Below are 25,435 nucleotides of genomic sequence, written 5' to 3'. Positions count from 1 at the left end.
ACATTCCGTCAGTACGTGGAGGACGTGAAAAAGCGGGCCTTGCAAGCATATGAGCATCAGGACTATCCGTTTGAGGAACTGGTGGAAAAGCTGAACGTGAAACGGGATATGAGCCGCAACCCACTGTTCGACACGATGTTTGTACTACAAAATAACGAACAAGGGGAGCTGAAGTTGAAAGGTCTGAGCTTCCGTCCATATGGTATGGAGCAGGTTCCGGCGAAGTTCGACCTGATGCTGGAAGCCAGCGAGGAAGAAACAGGCATCTATTTCGGATTGCAATATGCAACATCGCTATACCGGCGGGACACCATCGAGCAGATTACGCGTCACTTTGTACGTTTGGTAGAAACAATTGCAGCCAATCCAGATATCCCGCTGGGTGAACTGGAACAAATCACGGCAGAAGAAACGGTATCTGTGCTGAAAGTACATCAGGAACGTCAAAAAGCTACACGTTACTGGAGTGCATATCTCGACGGATATGAAGAACAGGCCCATTTGCCACAAGTCAAGATACAGTCAAACGCGGGGGATCAGGAAGAGCAGCTTAATACTGTTCTGAGTGTGCGTCTGACGACCAAGATTCTTCGGATTGCCAAGCGCCATCAGGTGACGCTGACTACATTGATCCAGACAGTATGGGGCATATTGCTCCAAAAATATAATGGTACGGATGATGTCGTATTTGGTAGTACGGTTTCCGTACATTCGCCTGATCCTCTGAATGTGGGACCAATGCTGAGTCTGTCTCAGAATACGATACCTGTAAGAATTAGAAGCGATGAGAACATTCTGTTCTTGCAGGTTATGAAGCAAAACGAGGAGCAATCTATAGCTGCGCATATGCATACTGCGTATCCGCTGACTGAAATTCAGGCGTTGTCGGAGCTGATGCAAAATTGGATCAACCACAGGATTATTGTTGTAAATGATCCGGCAGTGAAACCAATGCAGCAGTTTGGTGAAGGCAAGCAGACCAGTCTTAGCCTGACCGAGGTCGAAGCAACGAGCTATGACTTTAATCTGGTGGTACAGTCGGGGAAAGCCATTCACATGAGCTTTAATTACAATGCTCTGGCATTTGAGCGGGTAAGTATAGAACAGATTCAGAGACATCTGGTGCGGCTGCTGGAGCAGGTAACGGCGAACCCGAATATTCCTGTACGTGAGCTGGATGTATTGACCGAGCAAGAACGCGAGCAAATCCTGCACGTGTGGGGAGATACGGCGGCAGCGTATCCAAGCGAGCAGACAATTCACGGTTTGTTTGAAGCGCAGGCTTTGCAAACACCAGAGCAAACGGCCTTGTTCTTCGAGGGAGAAGAGCTGACCTACCGCGAGCTGAATGAACGAGCCAACCGATTGGCTCGTACCTTACGGAGTCATGGCGTGACGAAGGATCGTCTGGTGGGTCTGATGACGGAGCGCTCGGTAGATATGATCGTGGGGATGTTCGGGATTATGAAAGCCGGAGGCGCGTATGTTCCGATAGATCCGACGTACCCAGAGGAACGTATCCGCTACATGCTCGATGACTCGGGTGCGGAATTGCTGCTAACGCAAAGCCATCTGGTGGAAAAGGCCACTTTTGGCGGCAAGGTACTGGTGCTGGATGGGGTGCAGGAGGTCTACCACGAGGACGGTTCGAATCTGGAGCCGTTGTCTGGCCCGAACGATCTGGCATATGTGATTTATACGTCGGGTACGACGGGACAGCCGAAGGGCGTTATGATCGAGCACCGCGGGCTGTGCAACCTCAAAACCTATTTCGATGAAACACTACAGATGAACTTGTCGGATCATGTCTTGATGTTTGCCAGTTATTCCTTTGATGCCGCTTGCTGGGAAGTGTTTCAAACGCTGTTCTGCGGAGCCACGCTATATATACCGACGTCGGAAACGATTTTAAACTATGGACAGTTCGAGCAGTACATGGCGAAACACCAGATTACGGCCGTGTTACTACCACCGACGTACGCGGTGTATCTAGAAGCAGAGCGACTGCCAGACCTGCGCATCCTGCTCACGGGGGGATCTGCGACATCGACAGACCTGGTAAACAAGTGGAAGCATCAAGTGGCCTACTACAACGCGTATGGTCCAACGGAAAATTCGATTATTACAACGATTTGGCCAGTGTCTGAGGACGCGAATGCGGAGGGACGGATTTCTATCGGACGTCCCGTCCCGAATCACCGGGTCTATATCGTGGATGCACAAGGACATCTGGCGCCAGTGGGTGTAGCTGGAGAACTGTGTGTATCAGGTGTAGGACTGGCACGTGGATATCTGCATCGTCCCGAACTGACGAAGGAGAAATTTATACCGAATCCGTTTACGGACGGAGAAACCGGATATGAACGGATGTACCGGACAGGGGACTTGGCGAGATGGATGCCGGACGGGAACATCGAGCACCTGGGACGGATAGATCATCAAGTGAAAATCCGGGGCTACCGGATTGAACTGGGTGAGGTGGAGGCGAACCTGTTAAAAGTAGAACATGTGCAAGAAGCCATCCTGCTAGCCCGAGAAGACGGGCAAGGGCAAAACCAACTGGTAGCCTACTATGTGGCAGAACAAGAAATGAATGCAGGTGTGCTGCGCAGCCTACTGGGCGAAAAGCTGCCTCACTATATGGTACCTTCATACTTTGTACAGCTGGAGTCCATGCCACTGACACCGAACGGCAAAATAGACCGCAAAGCACTGCCATTGCCGGAATTAGCGAATAGCCCGGATGCAGGCTACGCAGCTCCAAGAAATGAAATGGAGCAGCAATTGGCGAATCTCTGGCAGACGGTGCTTGGTAGAGAAAAGGTAAGTATCGACGAGAACTTCTTTGAACTTGGAGGTCATTCTTTAAAGGCGATTCAGCTCGTCACCAAAGCACAAGAATCAGGTATTCCATTGGGCATACACCAAGTGTTGCAACATCAAACCATTCGAAGCTTGTCCGATCTGTTACCCCTTAATAAAGTTGCCACCAAGCAAGACACTTCATTGCTTACAGATTTAACGGAAGCTGAACAATGGATTAGCGAAACCTTTGGAGTACAGGCCATGCTTCAATTCGTAGCCAACGATGAGCACGACTATTTATTTTTACAGGTATATCCGTTCCGACCAGATCAGGTGAGTGAAATGACCGTGGGAATTTCGTCTCATATTCATTCTGAACTGCACCCTCACTATATCGTTCCTATGGGTGAGGAAGACGCCAGCCAGTGGGTTAGCACAGAGTATACAGAGCTGGAGCAGACAGACGAGGAACAGGCAAACAGCCGTCAGCGTCCGTTGGAGTCTGAGGAATGGATTATAAAAATCGCTAAAATGAATGCTCGCTGGAATAAGTATCTACTCAGCTCAAAGGTTATCCATCGTTTCCCGCTGGCCCCTGCTCAGCATTATCATTTGGTGCACCCAGCTTCCTCGGGTACCGTGATCCGGCTGGATCAATACGTGGATGTGGAGCGCCTGACTACAGCAGTTCGACAGTTGATTCAACGTCATGAATTACTGAGAAGTGTGCTTGTATGTTCGGATGGAATATGGGAATGGGAAGTACGGCCAACTCCAGAGCATATTTCATTGCCTTGTGTGGATCTTTCAGTCTATCCTGTGCAGGAACAACAACAGCTTCTTCCATCCATCATGTCGAATCTGTATTTTGAACCATATGAGCAGACCCAATCTTTGCAGTACCGGATTACGCTGGTTCGCTTGAATCTGCGGGAACACTTGCTGCTGCTGCCATGTTCACACATTATTTTTGATGCTACGAGCAGTGTAGTTCTGCATAATCAGCTTCTTGAGGAATACGATCATACCCAGCAGAGTCAGACCGTTAAAACATTCCATTATCACGATTATGTCGATCTTATCCGCCAAGGTCCTCAAGGAATCAGTGATCAAGACATTGTGGAGCAATTTAAGCTCCAAGCGTTTGACAATAACAATAGCCGAATCCATGCAAGGATGCGTGAGTGTAACTATGCACAATCTACCTCATTGATTTGGGAACTGAAGCTGCATGATATTCAAAAACAGGACGTGGCTGCAAGCCTGTCGGATATTTCGTTGCAAATTGGATTTCAGTTCTTTAGCCGTTACTTTGAACAGTCCGAAGTTCCGTTATGGTTGACGCAGTATGGACGACAGTATGGGGCTAGGAACTACTTTGGGTCACTGGGAGAATATATTGACCATATTCCTGTGTTACTCCAGAAGGAAGAGGAGATATCCTACGAAAACGATATTCAGAAACCCTTGGATGTTGCTGTTAATCACCATTTGAATTTCTTCAATTTGATCTTTAACGAAGAAATGAAATCAGCTTACCCGCAATCAAGCAGCATTCTAAAAAAGAATTTTGAACAATTACCTATTGTGTTCAACTACTTGGGTGAAATGAAGGAAGACTCAAAGTTGCTCGGTGCTTTGAATAGGCCGAAAAAAGAGGCTAATGGAGGCGAAGCCATTTTCTTCGAGTCTGCGTATACAGCAAGTGTTCTGAAAATTTCTCTGTCCCTTCCGTATGAGGAAGATTGCGAGGAAATTTATCAAATTTTCCAAGCTGCAACTGAAAAGGTTCTGTCGAATCTGACCATACCGCAGTAAGGAACTGAAGATGAGGATTTTTGCAAATGCCTGATCTATAAAAATCTTATCCTTCCCCCTCTCTCGTGAAAGTAACCAAAATAACGATGCTTTCGGGTTCTTGACGATCGAGAGAGGGAATTTTTTATTTCTGAATTAAAATTGCTCCTGAGATGTATGCAAATTGTGTTGCCATATCTTTGTGGGGAGGAAAGGGGTTTGGTATGAATCGCACAGCCTTGGTTTTTCCGGGACAAGGGTCTCAGTATGTAGGGATGGGAGCGGCATGGCATAGCGGTTTTAGAGAAGCAGATCGCTTGTTCGAAGAGGCTGCTGATATTTTGGGATATGATCTGAAAGCTTTATGCATGGCAGGTCCGATTACCCAGCTATCCAGAACATTTTATACTCAGCCCGCACTTCTTACGATCAGCGTCATTGCCTTCCGGCGTTATATGCACGAAATCGGGATTATCCCTGAATTTTCAGCAGGTCATAGCCTGGGTGAATATTCAGCTCTGGTAAGTAGCGGTGTTCTATCCTTTGGCGACGCTTTACGGCTGGTTCAAGAGCGGGGACGCTTCATGGAAGAAGCCGCAGTGGCCGGACTGGGCACCATGATTGCCGTTCGCGGTGCTGAGCCAGGCGCTGTGGAAGAATTCTGTCGTTTGCACTCCACAGTAGATCAGCCTGCTGCCATTGCCTGTTACAATTCACCTAACCAGTACGTCGTTTCAGGTCATCGCACCTCTGTCGCTGTGGTAGCTGGCGAGTTAGAACAGCGGGGAGCCCAAATTACCCGCTTGCAGGTCAGCGGTCCTTTTCATAGTCCGCTTATGCAGCATGCTGCGGATAGGCTGACCGCAGAGCTGCAAAAATATACTCTAAATGAGGCGAAGTGGCCCGTGATCTCTAATGTGACCGCTCAGCCATACCCCGACGTTGACAGCATCCGTCAAGGATTGATTTTGCAAATGACTCACCCAGTTCGATGGATTCAAACCACGCAGTATATGGCGAATCATGGCGTGAAACAAGGCATCGAGTTAGGTCCACGAACGGTGCTAAAAAATTTGACGAAGGAAATAAACACTTCCATTGAATTGCTGTCCCTCGACAGAGACTTGGATCGCGTTGAAATGGAACGCCGTTTCTCAATCCGTGATTGGGTTGCTCGTTCCCTTTCACTGGCAGTGTCTACCCCCAATGCCAATTGGAATGAAGATGAGTATCGAAAGGGTGTTATTTTACCTGTTCGAAGACTGGAAGAATTACTGCGAAACTCAGAATCAGGCAGCAGTCCGCCTCCTGCTTCTGAGCAAAGACAGGAAATACTGGGGTGTATTCGCCTGGTGTTGCAAACCAAACAGGTCTCCGAAGGAGAGCAGAAAGTAATGCTAGAGCAATTAAGGAGGGATCAGGATGGAGCAGTTTCAAACTTTAATTGAAATCATTCAAGACCGCGCAAACCGGGATGAACACGGGATCACCTTTATTTCCGGTGATAAACAAGAGGAATATGTCTCCTACAGTAAACTTCTGGAGCAAGCATTACAGATACTTCATGAATTACAGGAAAAAGGGATACAACCTGGTGATGAGCTGATCATGCAGATCGACGACAATCATACTTTTGTGAATGTATTTTGGGGTTGCCTACTCGGTGGAATCGTACCTGTTCCTGTAAGCATAGGGAATAATGATGAGCATAAAATGAAATTGTTTAAAATCTGGAATACACTCTCCTGTCCTTATATGATTGCAGATGACAAGGTATTGGAGCAGTTGGAAAAATACTCGCACCAGCACCAACTGCTGGATTCCTTTGAGCCTGTTAAAAAAGCGACTTTTTCAAGTCATACATTCGATTATTCCAATCAGAGTAAAGGTGTAGTCCATATATCCAAACCGGAGGATTTAGCTTTTATCCAATTTTCCTCAGGTTCTACAGGTGATCCCAAAGGTGTCATGCTGACGCATGAAAATTTGATTTACAATATTCGGGATATCGCAAATCAAACGGGCATGAGCTCCAAGGATGCTTATTTGGGCTGGATGCCGCTTACGCATGACCTGGGATTGATCGCATTTCATTTAACCTGTGTGATCGCTAATGCCAAGCAGCTGATTATGCCGACGGCACTTTTTATCAGACGCCCGTCTTTATGGTTAAAAAAAGTATCGGAGCATAAGGTGACTCAAATATGCTCTCCCAATTTCGGATATAAATTTTTTCTCGATCAGTATAAACCTGAAACAGCATCTAACTGGGATTTGTCAAGTGTTCGTATGATCTTAAATGGAGCTGAGCCAGTATCTGTGGAGCTTTGTCATGTGTTTATGGATGCAATGAGTGTTCATGGTTTGAATAAAAATGTGATGTTCCCTGTCTACGGTTTGGCAGAAGCCAGCGTAGGTGTTTCCACTCCACCTCTGGACAAGGATACCTTTTTACCCATCCATTTGAATCGGCAGCAGTTACACGTAGGTGAACCCATCGAAGAAGTAGACAAGTCCGACAAGCGGTGTCTTACTTTTGTTGATTTGGGGTATCCAATGGCCAGTACCTCTGTCCGCATTTGCGATGATCAAAATCAGGTGCTCGAAGATGGGGTGATTGGACACACACAGATCCGCGGCAAAAATGTGACGTCCGGATATTATAACAATCCAGAGGCTACCGCGAAGGTCAAAACAGAGGATGGCTGGCTTATCACTGGAGATTTAGGGTTTATGCGGAACGGCCGCCTGACTATTACCGGTAGAGCCAAGGATATCATTTTCGTGAACGGACAGAATGTCTACCCGCATGACATCGAGAGGATTGCCGAGGAACTGGATGGCGTGGATCTCGGGAAAGTAGCTGTGTGCGGTGTACATGATGCGCAAACCAGGCAGGATCGTATTGTTGCCTTTGTGATGCACACGAAAAAGATAGAACATTTTGTACCGCTTGTCCAAAAGTTGAAAAGCCATCTGAATTACCGAGGAGGCTGGCACATTCAGGATGTGGTTCCGATCCGGCGTATCCCTAAAACAACCAGTGGGAAAGTTCAGCGCTTCAAATTAGCCCAGAGTTATGAGCAAGGTGAATTTAATGAGATACTGACAACTCTGGCCGAGGTCACTCAAACCGTGCAAGCAGCTGAGCGTAAAGTCTTGCCTCAAGGAGAGATAGAACAGAAGCTGATTGGAATCTGCCAGGATATTTTAAATGTAAAGTCGATCGGGACGAACGACAGCTACTTTGATATCGGAGTGACTTCCTTGCAACTCGTTCAGATTGTGGACCTGTTGGAGGACCAATTAGGGATTCATATTGAGGTGACGGACTTCTTTTCCTATCCGACCATCGCCAAGCTGGCTGCGTATATCTCCAGTCAGGACCTAAGTAGTGAAGCGGCTGCAACAGCACAGCCTGAGGCCAAGGAGAAAGTGAATGACCGGGATATTGCCATCATCGGCATGTCCGGCAAATTTCCTCAAGCGGAAACACTGGAGCAGTTTTGGGCGAATATGGCATCAGGGGCAGACAATATCGGACCGTACAGTGACGAAAGAAGGAAAGACGCCGAAGATTTCATTTCCCGTCTGAATACGGAAGGACGGAATATGCAAATTGCAGAAGGCGGCTATCTGGATGAAGTAGACAAGTTCGATTACTCCTTCTTTAAGCTGACTCCACGGGAAGCCTCACTCATGGACCCGAATCAACGGTTATTCCTACAAACCGCCTGGAGCACGATCGAGGATGCGGGGTATGGGGGGAAGCAACTGGTGGGTCAAAAGGTCGGCGTGTATGTCGGCTTCTCCAAAACCAGCTTCGAATACGAGCGTTTGTTGTCCGAGGTGGAACCGGGGGCACTGCCGAACTTTGCCATTGGTAATTTATCGTCCATTATTTCCAGTCGGATTGCATATTTACTCGATCTAAAGGGTCCGGCGCTAACCATTGATACAGCTTGTTCTTCCTCACTCGTGGCAGTGCATTTGGCCTGCAAGTCCATCCTTAGTGGAGACTGCGACATGGCCTTGGCAGGTGGAGTGAAGACGATTTTGCTGCCACTGAAAGCGGGTATTGGCATGGAATCCTCTGATGATCGGGCACGAGCCTTCGACGACCAGTCGGATGGAACGGGCTGGGGAGAAGGAGTTGGAGCCGTTTTCCTGAAGCCACTGCGCAAAGCGGAACAAGACGGTGATAACATTTTAGCCGTGATCAAAGGAAGTGCCATCAATCAGGACGGCAGCACGATTGGTATTTCCGCCCCGAATGCGCTGGCTCAGGCAGAAGTGATTTTGCAGGCGTGGCGTGATGCACGGATTAATCCTGAAACGATCAGCTATATCGAAGCGCATGGTACCGGAACCAAACTGGGCGATCCAGTTGAGATTGATGGCATTACCAAGGCTTTCCGCAAGCATACACAGCGTAAGCAGTTTGTCGCAATCAGCACAGTCAAAACGAATATCGGTCATTTATACGAAGCCGCCGGGATTGCGGGCTTGATCAAATCCGTACTGTCCTTGAAACATCAACAGATTGCGCCGCTCGTTCATTTTCGCGTACCAAACCAGAAAATCCATTTTGAAGAATCCCCGGTATACGCCAATACGAAGCTGAGGGAATGGAAGACGGATGGTTTCCCGAGAAGAAGTGGACTGAGCTCCTTTGGATTCAGCGGGACAAACTGCCATGTGGTGCTGGAGGAATATATAGCGAAGACGGAATCAGACCAAACTTCAACGGACAGTAACAATAGATCATCACCGCTGCTGCTGACCTTGTCAGCGCGGAGTGAATCCGCTTTGCGAGAGCTGGTCGGGCGGTACGCAGAACGGTTCAGACGCGGAGAAGAACTCGTGATACAGGATGTATGCTATACGGCTAACACAGGCAGAGGGCACCTGAATCACCGGATTGCTATGACTGCCGCAGGAGGGGATTCGCTGAAAGCGAAGGTGTTTCAGTTACACGAACAAGGCAGAGTCGTCGAAGGCGTATACACTGGGGAAGTTGATAGCACAGGTAGTGCAGAGATAGTCACTGGAAGTTTGGACACGTTGCAATCATTGGAGCAGCTGGCAGCCAAGTACGTGCAAGGAGCGCAGATCAATTGGAATGCCCTCTATGCAGGTAAGCACTATAAAAAGGTTTCGCTGCCCACGTATCCATTCGAACGTAAAAGATGCTGGATTAACGTGCCTGAACAGGTTCGAACGGAACAGAAGGCCACAGTTCAATCTGTGCAAAATCGTCCAGAAACATCCCTGAATCAGGTTGATCATGCAGCTTTCCCATTAACCCAACCGTCTCATGAATCAACCGTTCCGGCTGGCGCTTCCGTCTATGCTATGGATACGGCTGGGCAAATACGGACTCAAAGCGTCCCGAACGCTACAGCTTCTGCGGTTGTAGAGCGAATTTTGGAGCAACAGTTGCGTCTGATGTCACAGCAGCTCGATGTTCTCCGGGGTCAGTCATCTCCATCCGTAAAGGCTGTTTCCAAGAATGCAGGAAATCACTGAATTTTTTCCAGATTCTAAAGTAGGGTATCTTCTTCCCAAAACGATTTGACAGCAGGGGCCGAACCTACGAGATGGATCTACTATTCCTATTGGGGCTTCCTCCATTTCTCCTATTTTTCAGCTATAACTGATAGCGAATCATTACCTTCTCTCATGAAAGCAACCCATTCAGCGGTGTTTTCGGGTCCATAGCGACTGAGAGAGGGTCTTTTGAGTTATATACAAATTGACAGTGATACATAAAAAGAGTAACGTAACTGTATATTTATTAAAATCATATAAAATTAATCGGATTAATTAAATGTGAAGTTGTTGTGATCTGATGATATAAGGAGGAATTTTTTTGAGTAACTCGCAATTTAGCATGGCCAAACGCCGTATAACAGCCGAGGATTTATATCAACTTCGCTGGGTGAGCGATCCAGCTGTTCATCCTATTAGTGGTGAAATCGCTTACGTAGAACAATATATTAATGAAGAGCACACAGACTATAACTCGGGTATTTGGCTGTTGCCATTCCAAGGTGATGCTCCGATACCCTTTACATACGGGCCGAAAGATGAAACGCCTGTCTGGTCACCGGACGGATCACAACTTGCTTTTCTCCGTACGACAGACGGCAAGCGTCAGGTATGGATTATTCCAGCACGCGGGGGAGAGGCCCGACAGCTTACACATGTAGAGAACAACGTTCGTTCACTAGCCTGGTCGCCGGATGGGACCTGCATATCTTTTGTAGCTAAGACGGCTGAGAACCAGTCAAGCCCTACATCCGATACAGGAAATCAGGAGGCACAACTTAAGGGACGAGTCGTAAATCGAACAAAAGCTAAATCTGACGGTTATGGGCTGTGGGATGATACTCGTGATCACTTGTATGTAACTGATGTGACTTCAGGGCACACGGTTCAACTGACGTCCGGCGCTTATGATGTGGCGGAGCCTGTCTGGTCACCGAATGGCCAGCTGATTTTATTCGTCGCCAGAATAGCAGAGCATTCGAAAGAGGATACGGATTTGCGTAAACAAAATGATTTGTTTACGATAGCACCTGCGACTTCTAATGGTGATGCGACAGCACCGCGTAAGCTGACCCATTCCGAACTGCAAATCGAGAGTGCTGCTTTTTCTCCCGACGGTTCAACGATTGCCTTTTACGGTCATGATCGACATGCCAAAGATGCTACTCAGACCCGACTGTACACGGTTCCCTCCAATGGCGGGACGGCAGTATGCGTTAGTGAGACGCTTGACGCTCACCTCGGTAATGCAGGTATGAGCGACATGCGTTCACACCTTCATGTAGGTCCACCACGCTTCAGTGCGGACGGTCAATCCCTGTATTCGCTGGTAACCCTTGAAGGGAATGTGCACGTATATCAGTTTGCGCTTGATGGAACTTTTAAAATTTTAACCCAAGGAGAACGGGAAATTTACCAATTCGAGCTTACTTCGGATGAGCAGTATATCATTGCCGCTTCCACCGATGTCGCTTTACCAGGCGATTTGTTCCGGATTGCGATCCATTCTGGAGCCGAGGAACGGCTGACGCGAGTGAATGACTCTCTGCTCGGTGAGATTGAGATCAGTGTGCCTGAGAGCTTCTGGACTGAGGTCGAGGATGGTCGACGGGTGCAGGGGTGGGTGATGAAGCCTGTTGGTTTTAAGGAGGGAGTATCCTATCCTGCCATTTTGGAGATTCACGGTGGTCCCCATGCTATGTATTCTAATTCCTTTTTTCATGAATTTCAGCTGCTGGCCGCTCAGGGATACGCAGTCATTTACACGAACCCGGGAGGAAGCCGAGGGTACGGACAGTCTTTTACCAATATTGTCCTTGGAGATTACGGCGGACGCGATTACACCGATCTACTGAGCGCAGTGGACGAGGCTATACGTCAGTTCCCATTCATTCATCCGGACAGACTGGGCGTAACAGGAGGCAGCTATGGTGGATTTATGACAAACTGGATTGTCGGTCATACCGATCGTTTCCGCGCAGCTGTGACCCAGCGCTCCATATCCAGCTGGCTGTCGATGTATGGGGTGAGTGACATAGGATACTCGTTTACTGAAGATGAAGTTGGCGGGAATCCGTGGAATGATTGCGAGCTTTTATGGAGACAATCTCCGCTCGCTTATGTGCAGCAAATCAACACACCACTGCTCATTTTGCACGGGGAACAGGATCTGCGTTGCCCAATTGAACAGGGAGAGCAGCTGTTTACAGCATTACGGAGATTGGGGAAACCTACCCAATTTGTCCGTTTTCCAGCTTCAAGTCATGAGCTTTCACGAAAAGGGCACCCGCAGCTTCGTGTGGAACGACTGCAACGTATTACCAATTGGTTTGCCGAGCACGAAATATAAGTTCTAAACGATTTTATCCGTTATTGAAAAAATGTCAGGTCCTAATCATAGGACTTGGCATTTTTAGTATGCTTTGCTGCGATTCACTCAACCTCATTTAGTGCTGGTGTTGCATGACAATTTGTGGTTATCATAGATGAAGATATCATTTATAGCTTACATTCGTATACAAAAGGAGATATATAATGGCGGAGCCCTTAAAAAACATGTACACGGAGGAATTCCTTCGTCTATTCGGTGAAAAAGTACAGACTGCTTACAGCCCGTTCGACACCAACGGATTTATCCATCAAGTGATGGATGAAAAATGGAGTGAGCTGGAGCTAAAAGAAAGGATACGGCGTATTTCGTTAACATTAGGAGCATTTTTGCCAAGTCGTTATGAAGAAGCCTTGGCTGTGCTTTTTGCCATAGATGAGCATTGCAGCGGGTTTCCGTACTTATTTTTCCCCGATTTTGTGGAGGTGTACGGGCAGGAAGAAGAGCATTGGAACCTGTCCATGAAGGCACTGGAGCGCTTCACATCAAAATCCTCTGCGGAGTTCGCCGTGAGACCCTTCCTCCTGCGTGAACCGGAACGGATGATGCAGCAGATGAGGACTTGGGCGGGACACCAAAGTGAGCACGTCCGCCGTCTTGCTAGCGAAGGCTGTCGTCCACGGCTACCCTGGGGACAGGCGTTGCCTGTGTTTAAGCGCGATCCTGCTCCAGTATTGGCCGTATTGGAATTACTAAAGGCCGATCCATCAATGTATGTACGTAAAAGTGTAGCTAACAACCTGAACGATATTGCCAAGGATCATCCCTATATCGTCATTGCAACGGCTCAACGGTGGAAAGGCATACATCCCGATACCGACTGGATTGTGCGCCATGGCTGCCGGACGCTGATTCGCAAATCCATTCCCGAAGTGATGGCAATGTTCGGCTATGCGAATGAAACGGATGGGACGCCGCTGGTCACAGCAGCCTCTTTTACCGCAGACCCGGCCGTGTTAAAGCTCGGGGATAGCTGTGAGTTGAGTTACACACTTCAGCTTCGAGAAGGTGACCCGGTACGAGTCCGCATCGAGTACGGCATCGACTTTGTGAAGGCGAGAGGACAAGTCTCACGCAAACTGTTTTTGCTTTCCGACAAAACGGTCTCCGGAGGAACCCATCTTACAGGTAAACGGACACACCGTTTTGCAGACCTGACAACTCGTCGCCATTATTCGGGGGCGCACCGGATTGTGCTGCTCGTAAACGGGCAAGAAGCGGCTTCCACAGTGGTAGAACTCGAGTTGTAGATACGGTAGCAGTGAAGAGAAAGAGTCTGAAATTGGGCTCTTTCTTTTTTGTCGTTCGCTTTGCAAAATTTAATTTTTTCCAAAAAAAATTGATTCTGGTATTAGAACCTGGTACTAAGACGTGTTATACTACATTAAGGACGTGGCTCTCATCTTATGTATAAAGGGGAAGGTATAATTTGACAGATCAGCAACGATGGCTTGCGCCTGAATATTACAATATGACTTCGGAAATGGAACACCATGAGGCTGGTAAAACAGCACTTAAGTGGTTGAGTGAGACAGGAGAATACGAAGAAATCACCTATGGAGAGCTGTTGAAAAAGGCTAACCGGCTGGCTGGAGGACTTGCAAGTCTGGGATTTAACAAAGGGGATAGGGTTCTGGTCGTAGTACCACGTCGTATTATTGCGTATGTAATTTACCTGGCATGCTTAAAGCTGGGACTTGCTGTCATTCCATCTTCAGAAATGCTGCGTGCCAAGGATATTGCATATCGTCTTCGCCATTCAGAAGCGCGCGCAGTCATTGCCTGGACCGGAGTAACAAGTGAAGTGGACAAAATAAATGATGATTTGCCTGCTCTGGATTATCGTATCGTTGTCTCCGGCGACAGCACGGCAGATGCACCTGGCTGGCTCGCTCTGAATGAGCTGATGGATGGACAGGAAGATACTTTTAAAGCTGTGAAGACGCACCGTGACGACATGGCCATTCTGGCCTATACTTCGGGCACCACGGGAAATCCTAAAGGTGTTGTACATAGCCATGGCTGGGGATATGCTCATCAGCGGATAACATCACCATGGTTGGATATTCAAGCCTCAGATATCGTATGGGCTACAGCTGCACCGGGATGGCAAAAGTGGATTTGGAGTCCGTTTTTATCCGTACTGGGAAATGGAGCGACCGGATTCGTATATAATGGCTCGTTTCGTCCAGGTCGCTATTTGCAGTTCATGCAGCAGTACGGAATCCAAGTGTTGTGCTGTACGCCGACGGAATATCGGATTATGGCGAAAACGGATGGTTTGGATCAATATGATCTATCCCAATTACGCAGCGCAGTTTCTGCGGGAGAGCCTCTCAATCAGGAGGTCATTAACAAGTTTCAAGAGCAGTTCAACATTACGATTCGTGACGGCTACGGGCAAACGGAGAGCACATTAATTATTGGTAATTTAAAGGACGCGCCTCTGCGCACAGGCTCGATGGGCAAATCCATTGCACAGGGACTTGTTGAGGTCGTAGACGAGGATGGCATTCCGCTGCCTCCAGGGCAAGTGGGCGATATTGCAGTGCGTGCTGATCTGCCGGCATTATTCCATACGTATTACCAAGATCCGGAACGCAAATTAGCTAGTGTCCACGGAGATTATTTTGTTACGGGAGACCGGGCTCGCAAAGACGAGGATGGATATTTTTGGTTCGAAGGACGTGGTGATGATATCATTATCAGTTCTGGCTATACCATTGGTCCTTTTGAAGTAGAGGAAGCGCTTATGAAGCATGACTCCGTGCAGGAATGTGCTGCCGTAGCCAGCCCTGACGAAATCCGTGGACATGTCGTAAAAGCCTTCGTCGTACTTAAAGCCGGGGTAGAAGGATCACCGGCGTTAGTGAAGGAACTGCAACATCATGTGAAAGCATGGACGGCGCCTTATAAATATCCACGAGAAATAGAGTTTATTCAAGAGCTTCCTAAAACCAGCTCGGGCAAAATACGAAGAGTGGAGCTGCGTGAACTGGAGAAGCAATCCATACTGTAATGATAAGGTCATATAATATGATCAAAAACGGAACAGGAGCGTGGCAAAATGAGTACATTTGAAGCATTGTTGGAGCAATATGCAGAACTGGTTGTAAGAGTAGGGGTCAACATTCAGCCTGGACAGGTGTTTTTGGTAACTGCACCACTGGAAACCGTTGAGTTTACACGCCTGATTGTCAGCAAAGCCTATGTAGCAGGCGCTAAATATGTACAGGTAGAGTTTGAGGACGATTCCATTACGCGCAGTCGTTTTGAACATGGTGACGAAGCCAGCTTTGATTACTACCCGGCTTGGAAGGCAGAAATGATGGAGAAATTCGCCGAAGAGGGTGGAGCCACACTAACGATTAAAGTGCCGAATCCGGATTTATATCAAGGCATTGATCCGCAAAAGGTTTCTCGTGCGACAAAGGCGGCGGCTACGGCGAGAGAAGGTTTTTCCAAATATACCCGAAATCATAAAATTAGCTGGTGTTTGATTAAAGCGCCGACGAAGGCTTGGGCCGATAAAGTATTTGCCGATGTGGCAGAAGAGGACCGCATTCGTGTCATGTGGGATACGATCTTCCAAATGAATCGTGTAGACGGCTCTGATCCTATTCAGAATTGGCAGAATCATTTGAAAAATCTTGAGCAGGTGCAAGACAAGCTGAATCATAAAAAGTATAAAAGTCTACACTATCGTGGACCTGGAACAGATTTGAAAATCGAACTGGCCGATGGGCATATTTGGCGTAGCGGTGGTGGTGAAAACGAGCGTGGAGATTATTTTGTCGCGAATATGCCGACAGAAGAAGTGTTCACGATGCCTAAGCGTACAGGTGTAAATGGTCATGTCACAAGTACCATGCCACTCAATTTGAATGGACAACTGGTGGATCGCATTACGTTCACCTTTAAGGACGGTAAAGTCACCGAATATACGGCAGAATCCGGCGAGCAGCATCTGACTCATTTGCTCGCTACGGATGAAGGGGCCAGCTATTTGGGAGAAGTTGCACTCGTGCCGCACGATTCACCGATTTCCAATCTCAATCGCATCTTTTACAATACAGGTATCGACGAAAATGCCTCCTGCCACTTGGCACTAGGCAGTGCGTATCCGTTTAACATGGAAAAAGGAACACTAATGAACCGGGAGGAACTGCTCCAAAACGGTGCCAATGTCAGCCTGACTCATGTTGATTTCATGATCGGCTCAGCTGAGCTGGATATTGACGGCGAACTGCAAGATGGAAGCAAAGAAGCCGTGTTCCGCAAAGGGAATTGGGCTATTTAGGCCTTTTTTCAATCTCAACTCAATCAACCCGCAAACGATCTTATTCGTTTTGCGGGTTTTTCTATACCCTAAATCTTAAATCGTTACTTGTTTTGTGAAATATAAAGTGCTAAACTGATTTCAAACAATATTTTAAACACTGTTTTAAATATTGTTTGAAATATTATTTGCATAAAGTTGTCCGTTTCATTTATCCGTTATGACTGGACTAAACAGGAGGAGGAAAAACATGAATCACCCAGACAAAAAACAACAAACCAAAGAAAAAATCTTAGACGCTACGCTGGAATTTATTCAAAAGGAAGGTTTCGAGGCGGTTACAATCAGAAAAATTGCTGACCTGTCTACTACTAATATTTCTCTAGTTAATTATTATTTTGGCTCCAAGGAAAATCTGCTCAGTGAAGCTATTGAGGTGATATTAAACGGCTTTCAGCACACATTTTCTATTTTGGACAATACAGCGATGCCCCCCCAAGATAGACTCAAACAATTTTTACTTAACTATTTACAGGTCATTCGCCAATATCCGGAGCTTCTATCACGGATTATTGTCATGGGCAGCACGCCCTTTACATCTCAACAGGAATACGGAAAGTTTTTAAACATGATGGGATTTCCAAAGGTTCAAAGCACGATCAAGGAGCTGACAGGTGAGCAACAGCCGGAGCGGTTGTTAGCGATGATGCTGCAAATATTCGGGGCTATTTTTCTGCCTGCACTGATGAGTCCGATTCTTGAATCAGGGGCAGTTGTGGAAATGCCTTCAATAGAGGAACAATTAAACCTGCTGTTTGAAAGATATTTCGATCAAAAATAAATCACAGGGGTGACTAATATGAATTTTTTGAGAAAATATTGGCAAGATGCAGGGGCTATCATCGGTGTGGCTGTATGTATTGTTTTGCTTATGAATCGAGCTATCTTTTCGGATATAACAGGCTTGTTATGGTTGAGTTTTGTAGCTATATTGTTTCATCAATTTGAGGAGTACCGCTGGCCTGGATATTTTGCTGGTTTATTTAACAACGTTATGTTTAAAAGTGACGCACCGGATCATTACCCCTTAAACACTCAATCAGCCATGATCATCAATGTGGCAATTGCCTATGTGTTTTATCTGCTCCCCGTATGGTTCCCGCACGTAGTCTGGCTTGGACTCGCACCAGTTTTTATGGGATTCTTTCAGGTCGTCTGGCACGGCATCGTTGTCAATATCAAAGCAAAAACCTTATATAATCCCGGCTTGTTTACGGCGCTTCTCCTGCATGTTCCAGTCGGAATCTGGTATATTCATGATATAGTAAAACGAGACATCCCAACGGCAATAGACTGGATTGCAGGTACGATCTACTTTGTTTTTGCAGTATACATCTTCATCATTAAAGGGAATATATGGTTAAAGAAGAGTGACTCTCCTTACTCCTTTTCTAAACAACAGCTGGGAGCTTACGATCGTAAATAGTGTATGTTAGAAATCATCAATGTCCTTGTTTACAAGTTGGATACAAGTAGAGGTATTCTGGAAACGAGGTTCGGTTACACTTGGTTTGTACCCATGAACAAGGAAAGAGTGATCTTATAATGAAACATACACATCAATCTCATGATCGTAAAAAGTTGGCTTACAAGCTAATCACCACTAGCGCTTTATTGGCTATAGGTTTTGCTGTGATGACAGGATGCAGCAATAGCGGGGAAGCAAAATCAACTGCTCCAACTACAGCGGAAAAAGTCACACCACCTGCTAGTTCTACAGATCAAAACACGGACCTCAATACAAATGGGCAAGGCACCCACAATAACATGACGAGTACAGATGCCAGTAAGCCAAGCGCGGATACAGGAAATTCCAAGAATACTGGAAAAAAGCCTGGTCAAGGCTCAACCTCGACCCATCAAGAACCTGCCAGTAGTACAGCTTCACCTCACAGTAAACACAGCTCCGCAGCCGCTATATTCAGCGCAGCCAAGCAGGGAACCTTACCGAATTTGCCTAAAGGTCTTGGCTTGGGAACTAGCAGCGATCTTTTGTTTGAGCTGTGGGGGAAATCCGAGTCTGGTTCTACAGGTCCTATGAGAAGCTACGCTAAATATCATACAGATATCATACTGGATGGAAGTGATAAAGTTACAGAAATTACATCTTCTGATCCAGACTATAAGAAGTTGCTTATCAAACAAGTTGTTGACGAATTGGGCCAACCCACGGAAACAGTTGACACCTCTAGAGACATACCTGGCACAGCAGAAGCCAATTATACGATCAATAACACATCAGGACTTAGTTATTATTTAGTATTTTCCTATCAAACCAAAACGCAAAAGGTCAATTATATCCGATTATACTTCAACTCAATGACACCATAACTAGATGTATATAACTGAGTCGTTTCCGTCCGGATCACGGAGGCGACTTTTTTCAACCCCATTGCATTTTTAGAGTATGTCGTTTATACTGATTTGTAATTGATTAATCACTAATCAGAAAACTGTGATAAACAAAAGGATGAAAAAAACATGGCTAAAGCTACGTCAACATCAATAAATCGCCAAAAGGAGATCATATCTGCTGCCATTGAAGTGTTTGCGGAGATGGGCTACTACCGAGCTACGACAGCCAAAGTTGCGGAACGGGCCAATATTTCTCAACCCTATGTCTTTCGTTTTTTCGCTACCAAGGAAGCATTGCTTGTTGAAGCCCTGAAGGTTTCATTTGCACGTATCATAGACTCTTTTCACAGGGTCATTCATTCGGCCTCGTCTGAGCAGCTTGAGCAAGAGCTAATTGCAGCCTATTCGCAAATTATGACGGAATACCGCAATGAAACACTTTTGCAAATGCAGGCGCAGACGATCCGCGAGGATGTGGTTGTAAGCGTGATGCAGCAAGGGTTCCGTGAAATTCATACGACGGTCTATGATGCTTTCCGACGGGCAGGTATTGAACAAGCAATGGAAAGAACGATGCTTTTTCTCGCCAGAGGTATGCTGTGTAATATTTCGATGTCGCTGGATCTGCCAGAACTGATGAAAAAAGACGATTAATTTTTGTTTATGGATTAGAGTCGCGTTTTTGCGCGGCTTTTTTTGTTTTTACTTATATTTTGTTCAAGACATGATTTCGTTTGCTTCTGAGAAAAAACGGCCAAATAAGTTGACAAGAGAAGCGAGTCTCGTTATCCTAATACCCATAGGGGTATATGTATATACAAATTAATACTAAGCCCCACAAAAAACAGGCGGAGGTTATACCATGTCATCTATTAATAATATCCAAGCAGATCAGATTCTTGATTGCAAAGGGTTAGCTTGTCCTATGCCTATTGTAAAAACAAAAAAGGCTATGAATGAGCTCATTGCCGGGCAGATAATGGAGGTTCAGGCGACTGACAAAGGTTCATTAGCCGATTTTCAGAGCTGGGCCAAAAGAACCGGACATCAATATTTGGGCACTCTCCAAGAAGGAGATGTAATGCGACATTATCTACGCAAAGCAAATCCGGCTGAAGTGAAGGAGGAGCAAGCATTTCCTTCAACGATAAGTCATAAAGAGCTGCAAGCAAAATGGTCTGGAAAGGAGAACTTCATTTTGCTGGATGTTCGTGAGCCCGCAGAATTTGCACTTAAACATATCCCCGGATCTAAGCACATTCCTCTCGGAGAACTGGAGAACAGACTTACTGAGCTGAACCTGGATAAAGAAATCGTAGTGATATGCCAAGCTGGAGCACGCAGTGAAATGGCTTGCCAGTTATTAGTAGGCAAAGGCGCTACAAACGTCAAATCTGTGCTTTTAGGCATGTCCGAATGGGCAGGAGAGACTAAAGGAAGCGAATCCATATGATTACAACAACAGGAATTGATGCAAAGAATCAAGAGCATGCTCAGCCAAAAACAACGATTGTATTATTCAGCGGAGAGCTGGATAAGGCGATTGCTGCATTCATTATTGCGAATGGGGCGGCGGCATATGATCATGAAGTAACTATTTTCTTTACATTTTGGGGACTAAATACGCTGCGTAAGGATGAAATCGTGCGCACCAACAAGGGAATGCTCGAAAAAGCCTTTGGCTGGATCATGCCTCGTGGACCCAAAAAGCTTGCACTATCCAAAATGAATTTTGCCGGACTCGGTCCACAGATGATCAAGCATGTCATGAAAAAGCACAATACGCTTTCCCTTCCGCAGCTCATAGAGTTGGCACGAGAGCAGGGGATCAAGCTCGTCGCCTGTACCATGACAATGGATCTGTTAGGACTGCAACAAGAAGAGCTAATCGACGGTTTGGAATATGCCGGAGTAGCCGCCTACTTGGGGGATGCCTCGCAGGGGAAGGTAAATCTATTTATTTAGGGTATCCTATTTATTTTTTTGGTTTATAATATACCTATACGTGTATATGGTAAGTCAAAAAAGGAGTGCATTGCTTTATGGATTACAATTACAGTGATGAACTGAAAACGCGCCTGAGAAGGATTGAAGGGCAGGTGCGTGGGGTACTTCGTTTGATGGATGAAGGAAAATCGTGTAAAGACGTCGTTAGTCAGTTATCTGCCGTACGTAACGCATCGGATAAAGCGATTGCCCAAATTGTGGCAGAGAATCTGCAACGTTGTATATTGGAAGAACAAGAGGCTGGGGGAGACACGGATAAGCTGGTTAAAGAAGCGATTCAACTTCTCGTAAAAAGCCGCTAAGATCAAGGTGGTCAAGTTATTAACTGTAAGCCAACATCCTTTCACATGTTTTTAATGGGAGGATGTTGGTTTTTTGTGATGATAAAATTGCTGTTCAAAGGTGGAATCGTCCTCTGTTTATGTAGAAGTAGACAGGTGTAATAACCTTTAAGGAAAACAACTTCTTTCCGGGAGGCATCTCTATGGAGGCTTTTGTTACGATTGGTGTCAAATTGATCATCAGCTTTTTTGGCTTGTGGATCATTACTTTTATTACAGGCCGGAAAACACTCAGTCAGTTAACACCGCTCGATTTCCTAACGTCATTGGTGTTAAGCGAAATTGTGGGGAATACGTTATATGACGATAAGGTAACCATTTGGCAGCTTTTGTTTGCTTTGGCACTATGGTGCGCGCTGGCCTACTTTTTCGAGAAGGCGACAACCCATTTTGTAAAATTTGGATATATGGCAGAAGGTCGAACAGTGCTACTCGTTGATAAGGGCCAGGTCAATCAAGAAATGCTTGAGAAATATGATATAGAATTTACACAGCTGCTCTCCATGCTACGCCAGCAAAATATTTTTTCTCTTCGTGAGGTCTGGTACGCCACGTTAGAGACGAACGGTTCATTGTCGGTCATGCGCAAACCCGAATACGAGCCACCGGCCGCTCAGGATATGGGGATAGATACGCAACCGGGCCTATTTTCTGTTACGGTCATTGACAAAGGAAGACTTCTGAATGAATCTATGAGGGGGAAGAAAATCGATATAGAGCAGACTAAAGCAAAGATGCGGGAGCAGGGATATGACAGTATCGACGAGATCGCCTATGCAGAATATAGCGAGGATGGAACACTTCACATAGTGCCGATGAAAGAGAAAAAGCATCATAAAAGAGGTCGACTTACGTAGACGGATGCTATATATAGGGGCTGCCACGGAGTAAAGGCGATTGGTTGGATTTTGTTTCTCATGGAGAGGACTGTTTATTTATCTTTTTTCTTTTTCTAATAACAATAACTATGAATAGTAACAAAGGGAGAAAAAACTGAAAAACAGGAAACCAGGAATTAATCATAACCACTCGACCGATCATAATGTGATGAGTGTAATTAGGAGATAGAAATAAAAGCCCATAAATCAGAGCACCGAGGGGGATAACCCATTTTTTAAATCCAATCCCGGTTATTTTTTCAAGTCCTATCACAGCACCGTTAAAAAATGCGGCCATCTTGGTTCCTAAGCCAAGAAAGAGAAGTAAGGTGAAAAGTGCGTCCATCCGTTCAAACACTTCCGCCAAGTCAATCAACTGTACGGTTTCCAAAAGAGGTAGTGTGCTGTTTGCTGCGATCTTAGGACCCAGGACAAAAATGATCAGCTGATTAATAAATATGAGGGAAACTGCAGTAATAATATAGGTGATGGTCACTGCTCTTGTGAGATTCCGACCTCTGTGTACAAGAGGATAAAATACAAGAAATAATACAATCTGTCCGAATGGAAAGGAAACAATCTCAGGAATAGCTGCTTTAAAAATCGGCTTCCATCCTTCCTCCAAAACTGGAAAAATAAACTCGAACTTAAAGAGGCCGGTCGCCGGGATTAATATGCTGATTACAGTATATCCAACTACAAAAAATGGTAAAAGAATTAAGCAAACTAACAAGAATACCTTGTAGCCGTAACGAACTGTATTGGATATAACCATGATTGTAATCAAGGTAATGATCCACATTGGTGTTTGGTTTAGCAAAGTCAATACTGTCACTTCGCCTAAATCGCGTAAATTCCGTGAAGTCTCATATGCAAAATAGCCAACAAACAGTAGGTTGAAGAATGTACCCAGATATTTCCCCATGTAACGGCGAAACAACATGTACAAATCTAAGTCGGGGTCTTGATGGTGAATGGCAAGATGGAGCAGAAGGAGCAATAATCCTGCAAAAGCTCCTAACAACATGGCTAACCAAGCATCTTGCTTAGCCTCACCACCTATTAAAAACAAGGTGGTACTTCCAACCTCAAACAATGAAATACAAACGATCAGCTCTGATACCCGGAGTGTATCTTGACGCATTCCCGAATTTCGTAAATCAATCAGCACAGGATGCAGAGGAGCTTGGCTTATGGAATATTTGTGTCCCGGATTGAGGAGAATACCTCTTAGGTTTGAAAATTTTCCGGAAAGTGGTGATCAGATTTGAGTTTCTCGGATGATCAGCTTATCTGTCTCCGGTTTGAGGATGAACTAGGGTATTTTCCTAAGGCTGCTGCCCCTCCTATTTATGAGACTGCTCCATTTTTCTTTGATTCCTACGATGATTATGCGGAGGCGGCTAATAATGAAAAGGAGCATTATGTCTATTCGCGAGGAACCAATCCTACCGTTCAGATTGCAGAGCAAATGATTGCTGCGCTGGAAGGTGGGGCAGACTGCAAGTGCTTTGCCTCCGGAATGGCTGCCATCAGTGCCGCCTTAATGTGTAGCTTATCTGCAGGGGATCATCTGATTCTGGTCGGACATATATATGAAACCTCCGTCAGCCTAGTCAAATATTTAACGAGGTTCAATATAGACTATACCATCGTGCATTCGACTTCTACGGAAGCAGTTGCTAATGCCATAAAACCGCAGACCCGTGCTATCCTTATGGAGTCTCCCACCTCATTCACATTCGATATGGTAAATATTCAGGACGTAACCGCGCTTTCCAAAGCGAAGGGTATCCGCACAATCATAGATAATTCATGGGCTACACCCCTTTTCCAAAAACCATTGGAATGGGGCGTAGATATCGTTGTTCACTCCGCATCCAAGTATTTGGGTGGCCATAATGATTTAATTGCAGGGGCAGTGATCGCTTCTAAGGAAATAATAAACCGAATGTATGCTAAGGAATATGAGCTGATTGGCGGATCGTTGGCTCCCTTTGAAGCCTGGCTACTCATCAGAGGTCTAAGAACACTTCCGCTTCGAATGGAAGCCCACCAGAGGAATGCTCTGTTGGTTGCTCACTTCCTATCGGATCATCCGGCCATTTCTAAAGTAAATCATCCCGGACTTCCTTCTCATCCACAGCATGAGCTGGCATGCAGACAGCTCAAAGGTTATGCCGGACTATTCAGTTTTGAACTAAAGGATTCGGCTTACGAGGATATACGCAGAGTGATCAATAAATTGCGACTGTTCCGGATCGGTGTATCCTGGGGGTCCATGGAGAGCCAGGTGATCTCACCCAACTATGGCTACAATAAGCAGAGTTTGAAAAACCAACACATGCCCGAATCGCTTATCCGCTTGGCTGTAGGGCACGAGCCTGCCGAACTCCTGATACAGGATTTGGCTGCAGCTTTAAGTTAAGCGACATTTGCAGGGAAAGAAGATTCTATCGACAAAAACGAAAGCAGTAACTCTCAAATACACTAGAGAGTTGCTGCTTTTCTGGTTTATGGTGTTTATATCTGATCAACCCTGCATTATAAGGGGAGATAAAAGCTTTACGGTTGTTCCAGGTAAATCACTGTGCACTGGAGTTTTTTAATAAAAACTAACTCCCTGTAGAGTTACAAATCTAGCAACTATAATAGTAGGAGAGTAGATTGGGAAATATTACAACTTGTTTGATAGATATAAACGTGATAAATTATGTATCTGGCCAGTTGATGGCTGTTGAATTGATCTTTGAAAACTGAACAACGAGTGAGTAATGATTTTGCTTGCAAAATCAACTGCTGAAATTCTAGTACATGCCGTCAGGCTGTATAGATTGGAAGCGAACAAGAGATATTTTTATCTCGTCAGTTTCAAAATGAGCTTATCGCTCTTTCTATATTGTTTCATCTTCGGTTCTTCTCAATAGAGTGGATGAAGATGAAACAGGTTGACGTTACTTTGTAACGTCTTTAA

The 25,435-nt window shown here is 45.8% G+C and carries 17 protein-coding genes; 16 read left to right on the top strand and 1 reads right to left on the bottom strand.

The window, feature by feature from the left end; all coding sequences use genetic code 11:
- The 15 genes from AC6EJC_RS25720 to AC6EJC_RS25650 form a co-directional block, all read left to right on the top strand.
- Nucleotides 1-4,623 (top strand): non-ribosomal peptide synthetase (locus AC6EJC_RS25720; protein ID WP_444956366.1); only part of this gene is annotated, 4,623 nt, incomplete at its 5' end.
- A gap of 203 nt (nt 4,624-4,826) precedes the next feature.
- Entirely contained in the window at nt 4,827-6,050 is a 1,224-nt protein-coding gene (gene fabD / locus AC6EJC_RS25715) for an ACP S-malonyltransferase (protein WP_444956365.1), read from the top strand.
- Nucleotides 6,025-10,131 carry a beta-ketoacyl synthase N-terminal-like domain-containing protein gene (locus AC6EJC_RS25710; RefSeq protein WP_444956364.1) on the top strand — a complete coding sequence of 1,369 codons (4,107 nt, stop codon included), beginning with the start codon at nt 6,025-6,027 and terminating at the stop codon, nt 10,129-10,131. The genes fabD and AC6EJC_RS25710 overlap by 26 nt, the downstream gene beginning before the upstream one ends.
- A gap of 343 nt (nt 10,132-10,474) precedes the next feature.
- Complete coding sequence (locus tag AC6EJC_RS25705; RefSeq protein WP_444956363.1) at nt 10,475-12,502, top strand: S9 family peptidase; 2,028 nt, start codon at nt 10,475-10,477, stop codon at nt 12,500-12,502.
- Between the two features lie 185 nt (nt 12,503-12,687).
- On the top strand, nt 12,688-13,791 hold the full coding sequence (locus AC6EJC_RS25700) for a DNA alkylation repair protein (RefSeq protein ID WP_444956362.1): 1,104 nt from the start codon (nt 12,688-12,690) through the stop codon (nt 13,789-13,791).
- A gap of 179 nt (nt 13,792-13,970) precedes the next feature.
- Nucleotides 13,971-15,560: an acetate--CoA ligase gene (locus tag AC6EJC_RS25695; protein WP_444956361.1), complete on the top strand. Its 1,590-nt coding sequence runs from the start codon at nt 13,971-13,973 to the stop codon at nt 15,558-15,560.
- A gap of 48 nt (nt 15,561-15,608) precedes the next feature.
- Nucleotides 15,609-16,841, top strand: a complete 1,233-nt coding sequence (locus AC6EJC_RS25690) for an aminopeptidase (protein WP_444956360.1) — start codon at nt 15,609-15,611, stop codon at nt 16,839-16,841.
- Nucleotides 16,842-17,070: 229 nt separating this feature from the next.
- On the top strand, nt 17,071-17,661 hold the full coding sequence (locus tag AC6EJC_RS25685) for a TetR/AcrR family transcriptional regulator (protein WP_444956359.1): 591 nt from the start codon (nt 17,071-17,073) through the stop codon (nt 17,659-17,661).
- An 18-nt stretch (nt 17,662-17,679) separates the two neighbouring features.
- Complete coding sequence (locus AC6EJC_RS25680) at nt 17,680-18,306, top strand: HXXEE domain-containing protein (protein ID WP_444956358.1); 627 nt, start codon at nt 17,680-17,682, stop codon at nt 18,304-18,306.
- Between the two features lie 119 nt (nt 18,307-18,425).
- Nucleotides 18,426-19,211: a DUF4309 domain-containing protein gene (locus tag AC6EJC_RS25675; RefSeq protein ID WP_444956357.1), complete on the top strand. Its 786-nt coding sequence runs from the start codon at nt 18,426-18,428 to the stop codon at nt 19,209-19,211.
- Between the two features lie 150 nt (nt 19,212-19,361).
- Nucleotides 19,362-19,889 (top strand): TetR/AcrR family transcriptional regulator, encoded by a 528-nt coding sequence (locus tag AC6EJC_RS25670; RefSeq protein ID WP_444956356.1) that lies wholly within the window; start codon nt 19,362-19,364, stop codon nt 19,887-19,889.
- A 208-nt stretch (nt 19,890-20,097) separates the two neighbouring features.
- Nucleotides 20,098-20,688 (top strand): sulfurtransferase TusA family protein, encoded by a 591-nt coding sequence (locus tag AC6EJC_RS25665; RefSeq protein ID WP_444956355.1) that lies wholly within the window; start codon nt 20,098-20,100, stop codon nt 20,686-20,688.
- Nucleotides 20,685-21,200 (top strand): DsrE/DsrF/DrsH-like family protein, encoded by a 516-nt coding sequence (locus AC6EJC_RS25660; RefSeq protein ID WP_444956354.1) that lies wholly within the window; start codon nt 20,685-20,687, stop codon nt 21,198-21,200. Before AC6EJC_RS25665 ends, AC6EJC_RS25660 begins: the two co-directional genes overlap by 4 nt.
- A 77-nt stretch (nt 21,201-21,277) precedes the next feature.
- Entirely contained in the window at nt 21,278-21,544 is a 267-nt protein-coding gene (locus AC6EJC_RS25655; protein WP_013310304.1) for a metal-sensitive transcriptional regulator, read from the top strand.
- Nucleotides 21,545-21,726: 182 nt separating this feature from the next.
- Complete coding sequence (locus AC6EJC_RS25650; protein ID WP_444956353.1) at nt 21,727-22,440, top strand: DUF421 domain-containing protein; 714 nt, start codon at nt 21,727-21,729, stop codon at nt 22,438-22,440.
- A 58-nt stretch (nt 22,441-22,498) separates the two neighbouring features.
- On the opposite strand, the gene AC6EJC_RS25645 is transcribed toward AC6EJC_RS25650, so the two are convergent.
- Nucleotides 22,499-23,605, bottom strand: coding sequence for a GerAB/ArcD/ProY family transporter (locus AC6EJC_RS25645; protein ID WP_444956352.1), 1,107 nt, complete (start codon nt 23,603-23,605; stop codon nt 22,499-22,501).
- Nucleotides 23,606-23,728: 123 nt separating this feature from the next.
- Here AC6EJC_RS25645 and AC6EJC_RS25640 point away from each other — a divergent pair, with 123 nt between their 5' ends.
- Complete coding sequence (locus AC6EJC_RS25640) at nt 23,729-24,889, top strand: trans-sulfuration enzyme family protein (protein WP_444956351.1); 1,161 nt, start codon at nt 23,729-23,731, stop codon at nt 24,887-24,889.
- The last annotated feature ends 546 nt before the right edge of the window (nt 24,890-25,435 follow it).

The organism is Paenibacillus sp. TY11 (assembly GCF_059772165.1).
This window is presented reverse-complemented; position numbering and strand designations above follow the sequence as displayed.

What these genes read in the sequence shown, in the direction of transcription:
- AC6EJC_RS25685 (WP_444956359.1), top strand. Translation starts at nt 17,071, where the DNA reads ATGAATCACCCAGACAAAAAACAACAAACCAAAGAAAAAATCTTAGAC.
- AC6EJC_RS25660 (WP_444956354.1), top strand. Translation starts at nt 20,685, where the DNA reads ATGATTACAACAACAGGAATTGATGCAAAGAATCAAGAGCATGCTCAG.
- AC6EJC_RS25665 (WP_444956355.1), top strand. Translation starts at nt 20,098, where the DNA reads ATGTCATCTATTAATAATATCCAAGCAGATCAGATTCTTGATTGCAAA.
- AC6EJC_RS25700 (WP_444956362.1), top strand. Translation starts at nt 12,688, where the DNA reads ATGGCGGAGCCCTTAAAAAACATGTACACGGAGGAATTCCTTCGTCTA.
- AC6EJC_RS25670 (WP_444956356.1), top strand. Translation starts at nt 19,362, where the DNA reads ATGGCTAAAGCTACGTCAACATCAATAAATCGCCAAAAGGAGATCATA.
- AC6EJC_RS25645 (WP_444956352.1), bottom strand. Translation starts at nt 23,605, where the DNA reads ATGCGTCAAGATACACTCCGGGTATCAGAGCTGATCGTTTGTATTTCA.
- AC6EJC_RS25650 (WP_444956353.1), top strand. Translation starts at nt 21,727, where the DNA reads ATGGAGGCTTTTGTTACGATTGGTGTCAAATTGATCATCAGCTTTTTT.
- AC6EJC_RS25655 (WP_013310304.1), top strand. Translation starts at nt 21,278, where the DNA reads ATGGATTACAATTACAGTGATGAACTGAAAACGCGCCTGAGAAGGATT.
- AC6EJC_RS25690 (WP_444956360.1), top strand. Translation starts at nt 15,609, where the DNA reads ATGAGTACATTTGAAGCATTGTTGGAGCAATATGCAGAACTGGTTGTA.
- AC6EJC_RS25680 (WP_444956358.1), top strand. Translation starts at nt 17,680, where the DNA reads ATGAATTTTTTGAGAAAATATTGGCAAGATGCAGGGGCTATCATCGGT.
- AC6EJC_RS25675 (WP_444956357.1), top strand. Translation starts at nt 18,426, where the DNA reads ATGAAACATACACATCAATCTCATGATCGTAAAAAGTTGGCTTACAAG.
- fabD (WP_444956365.1), top strand. Translation starts at nt 4,827, where the DNA reads ATGAATCGCACAGCCTTGGTTTTTCCGGGACAAGGGTCTCAGTATGTA.
- AC6EJC_RS25710 (WP_444956364.1), top strand. Translation starts at nt 6,025, where the DNA reads ATGGAGCAGTTTCAAACTTTAATTGAAATCATTCAAGACCGCGCAAAC.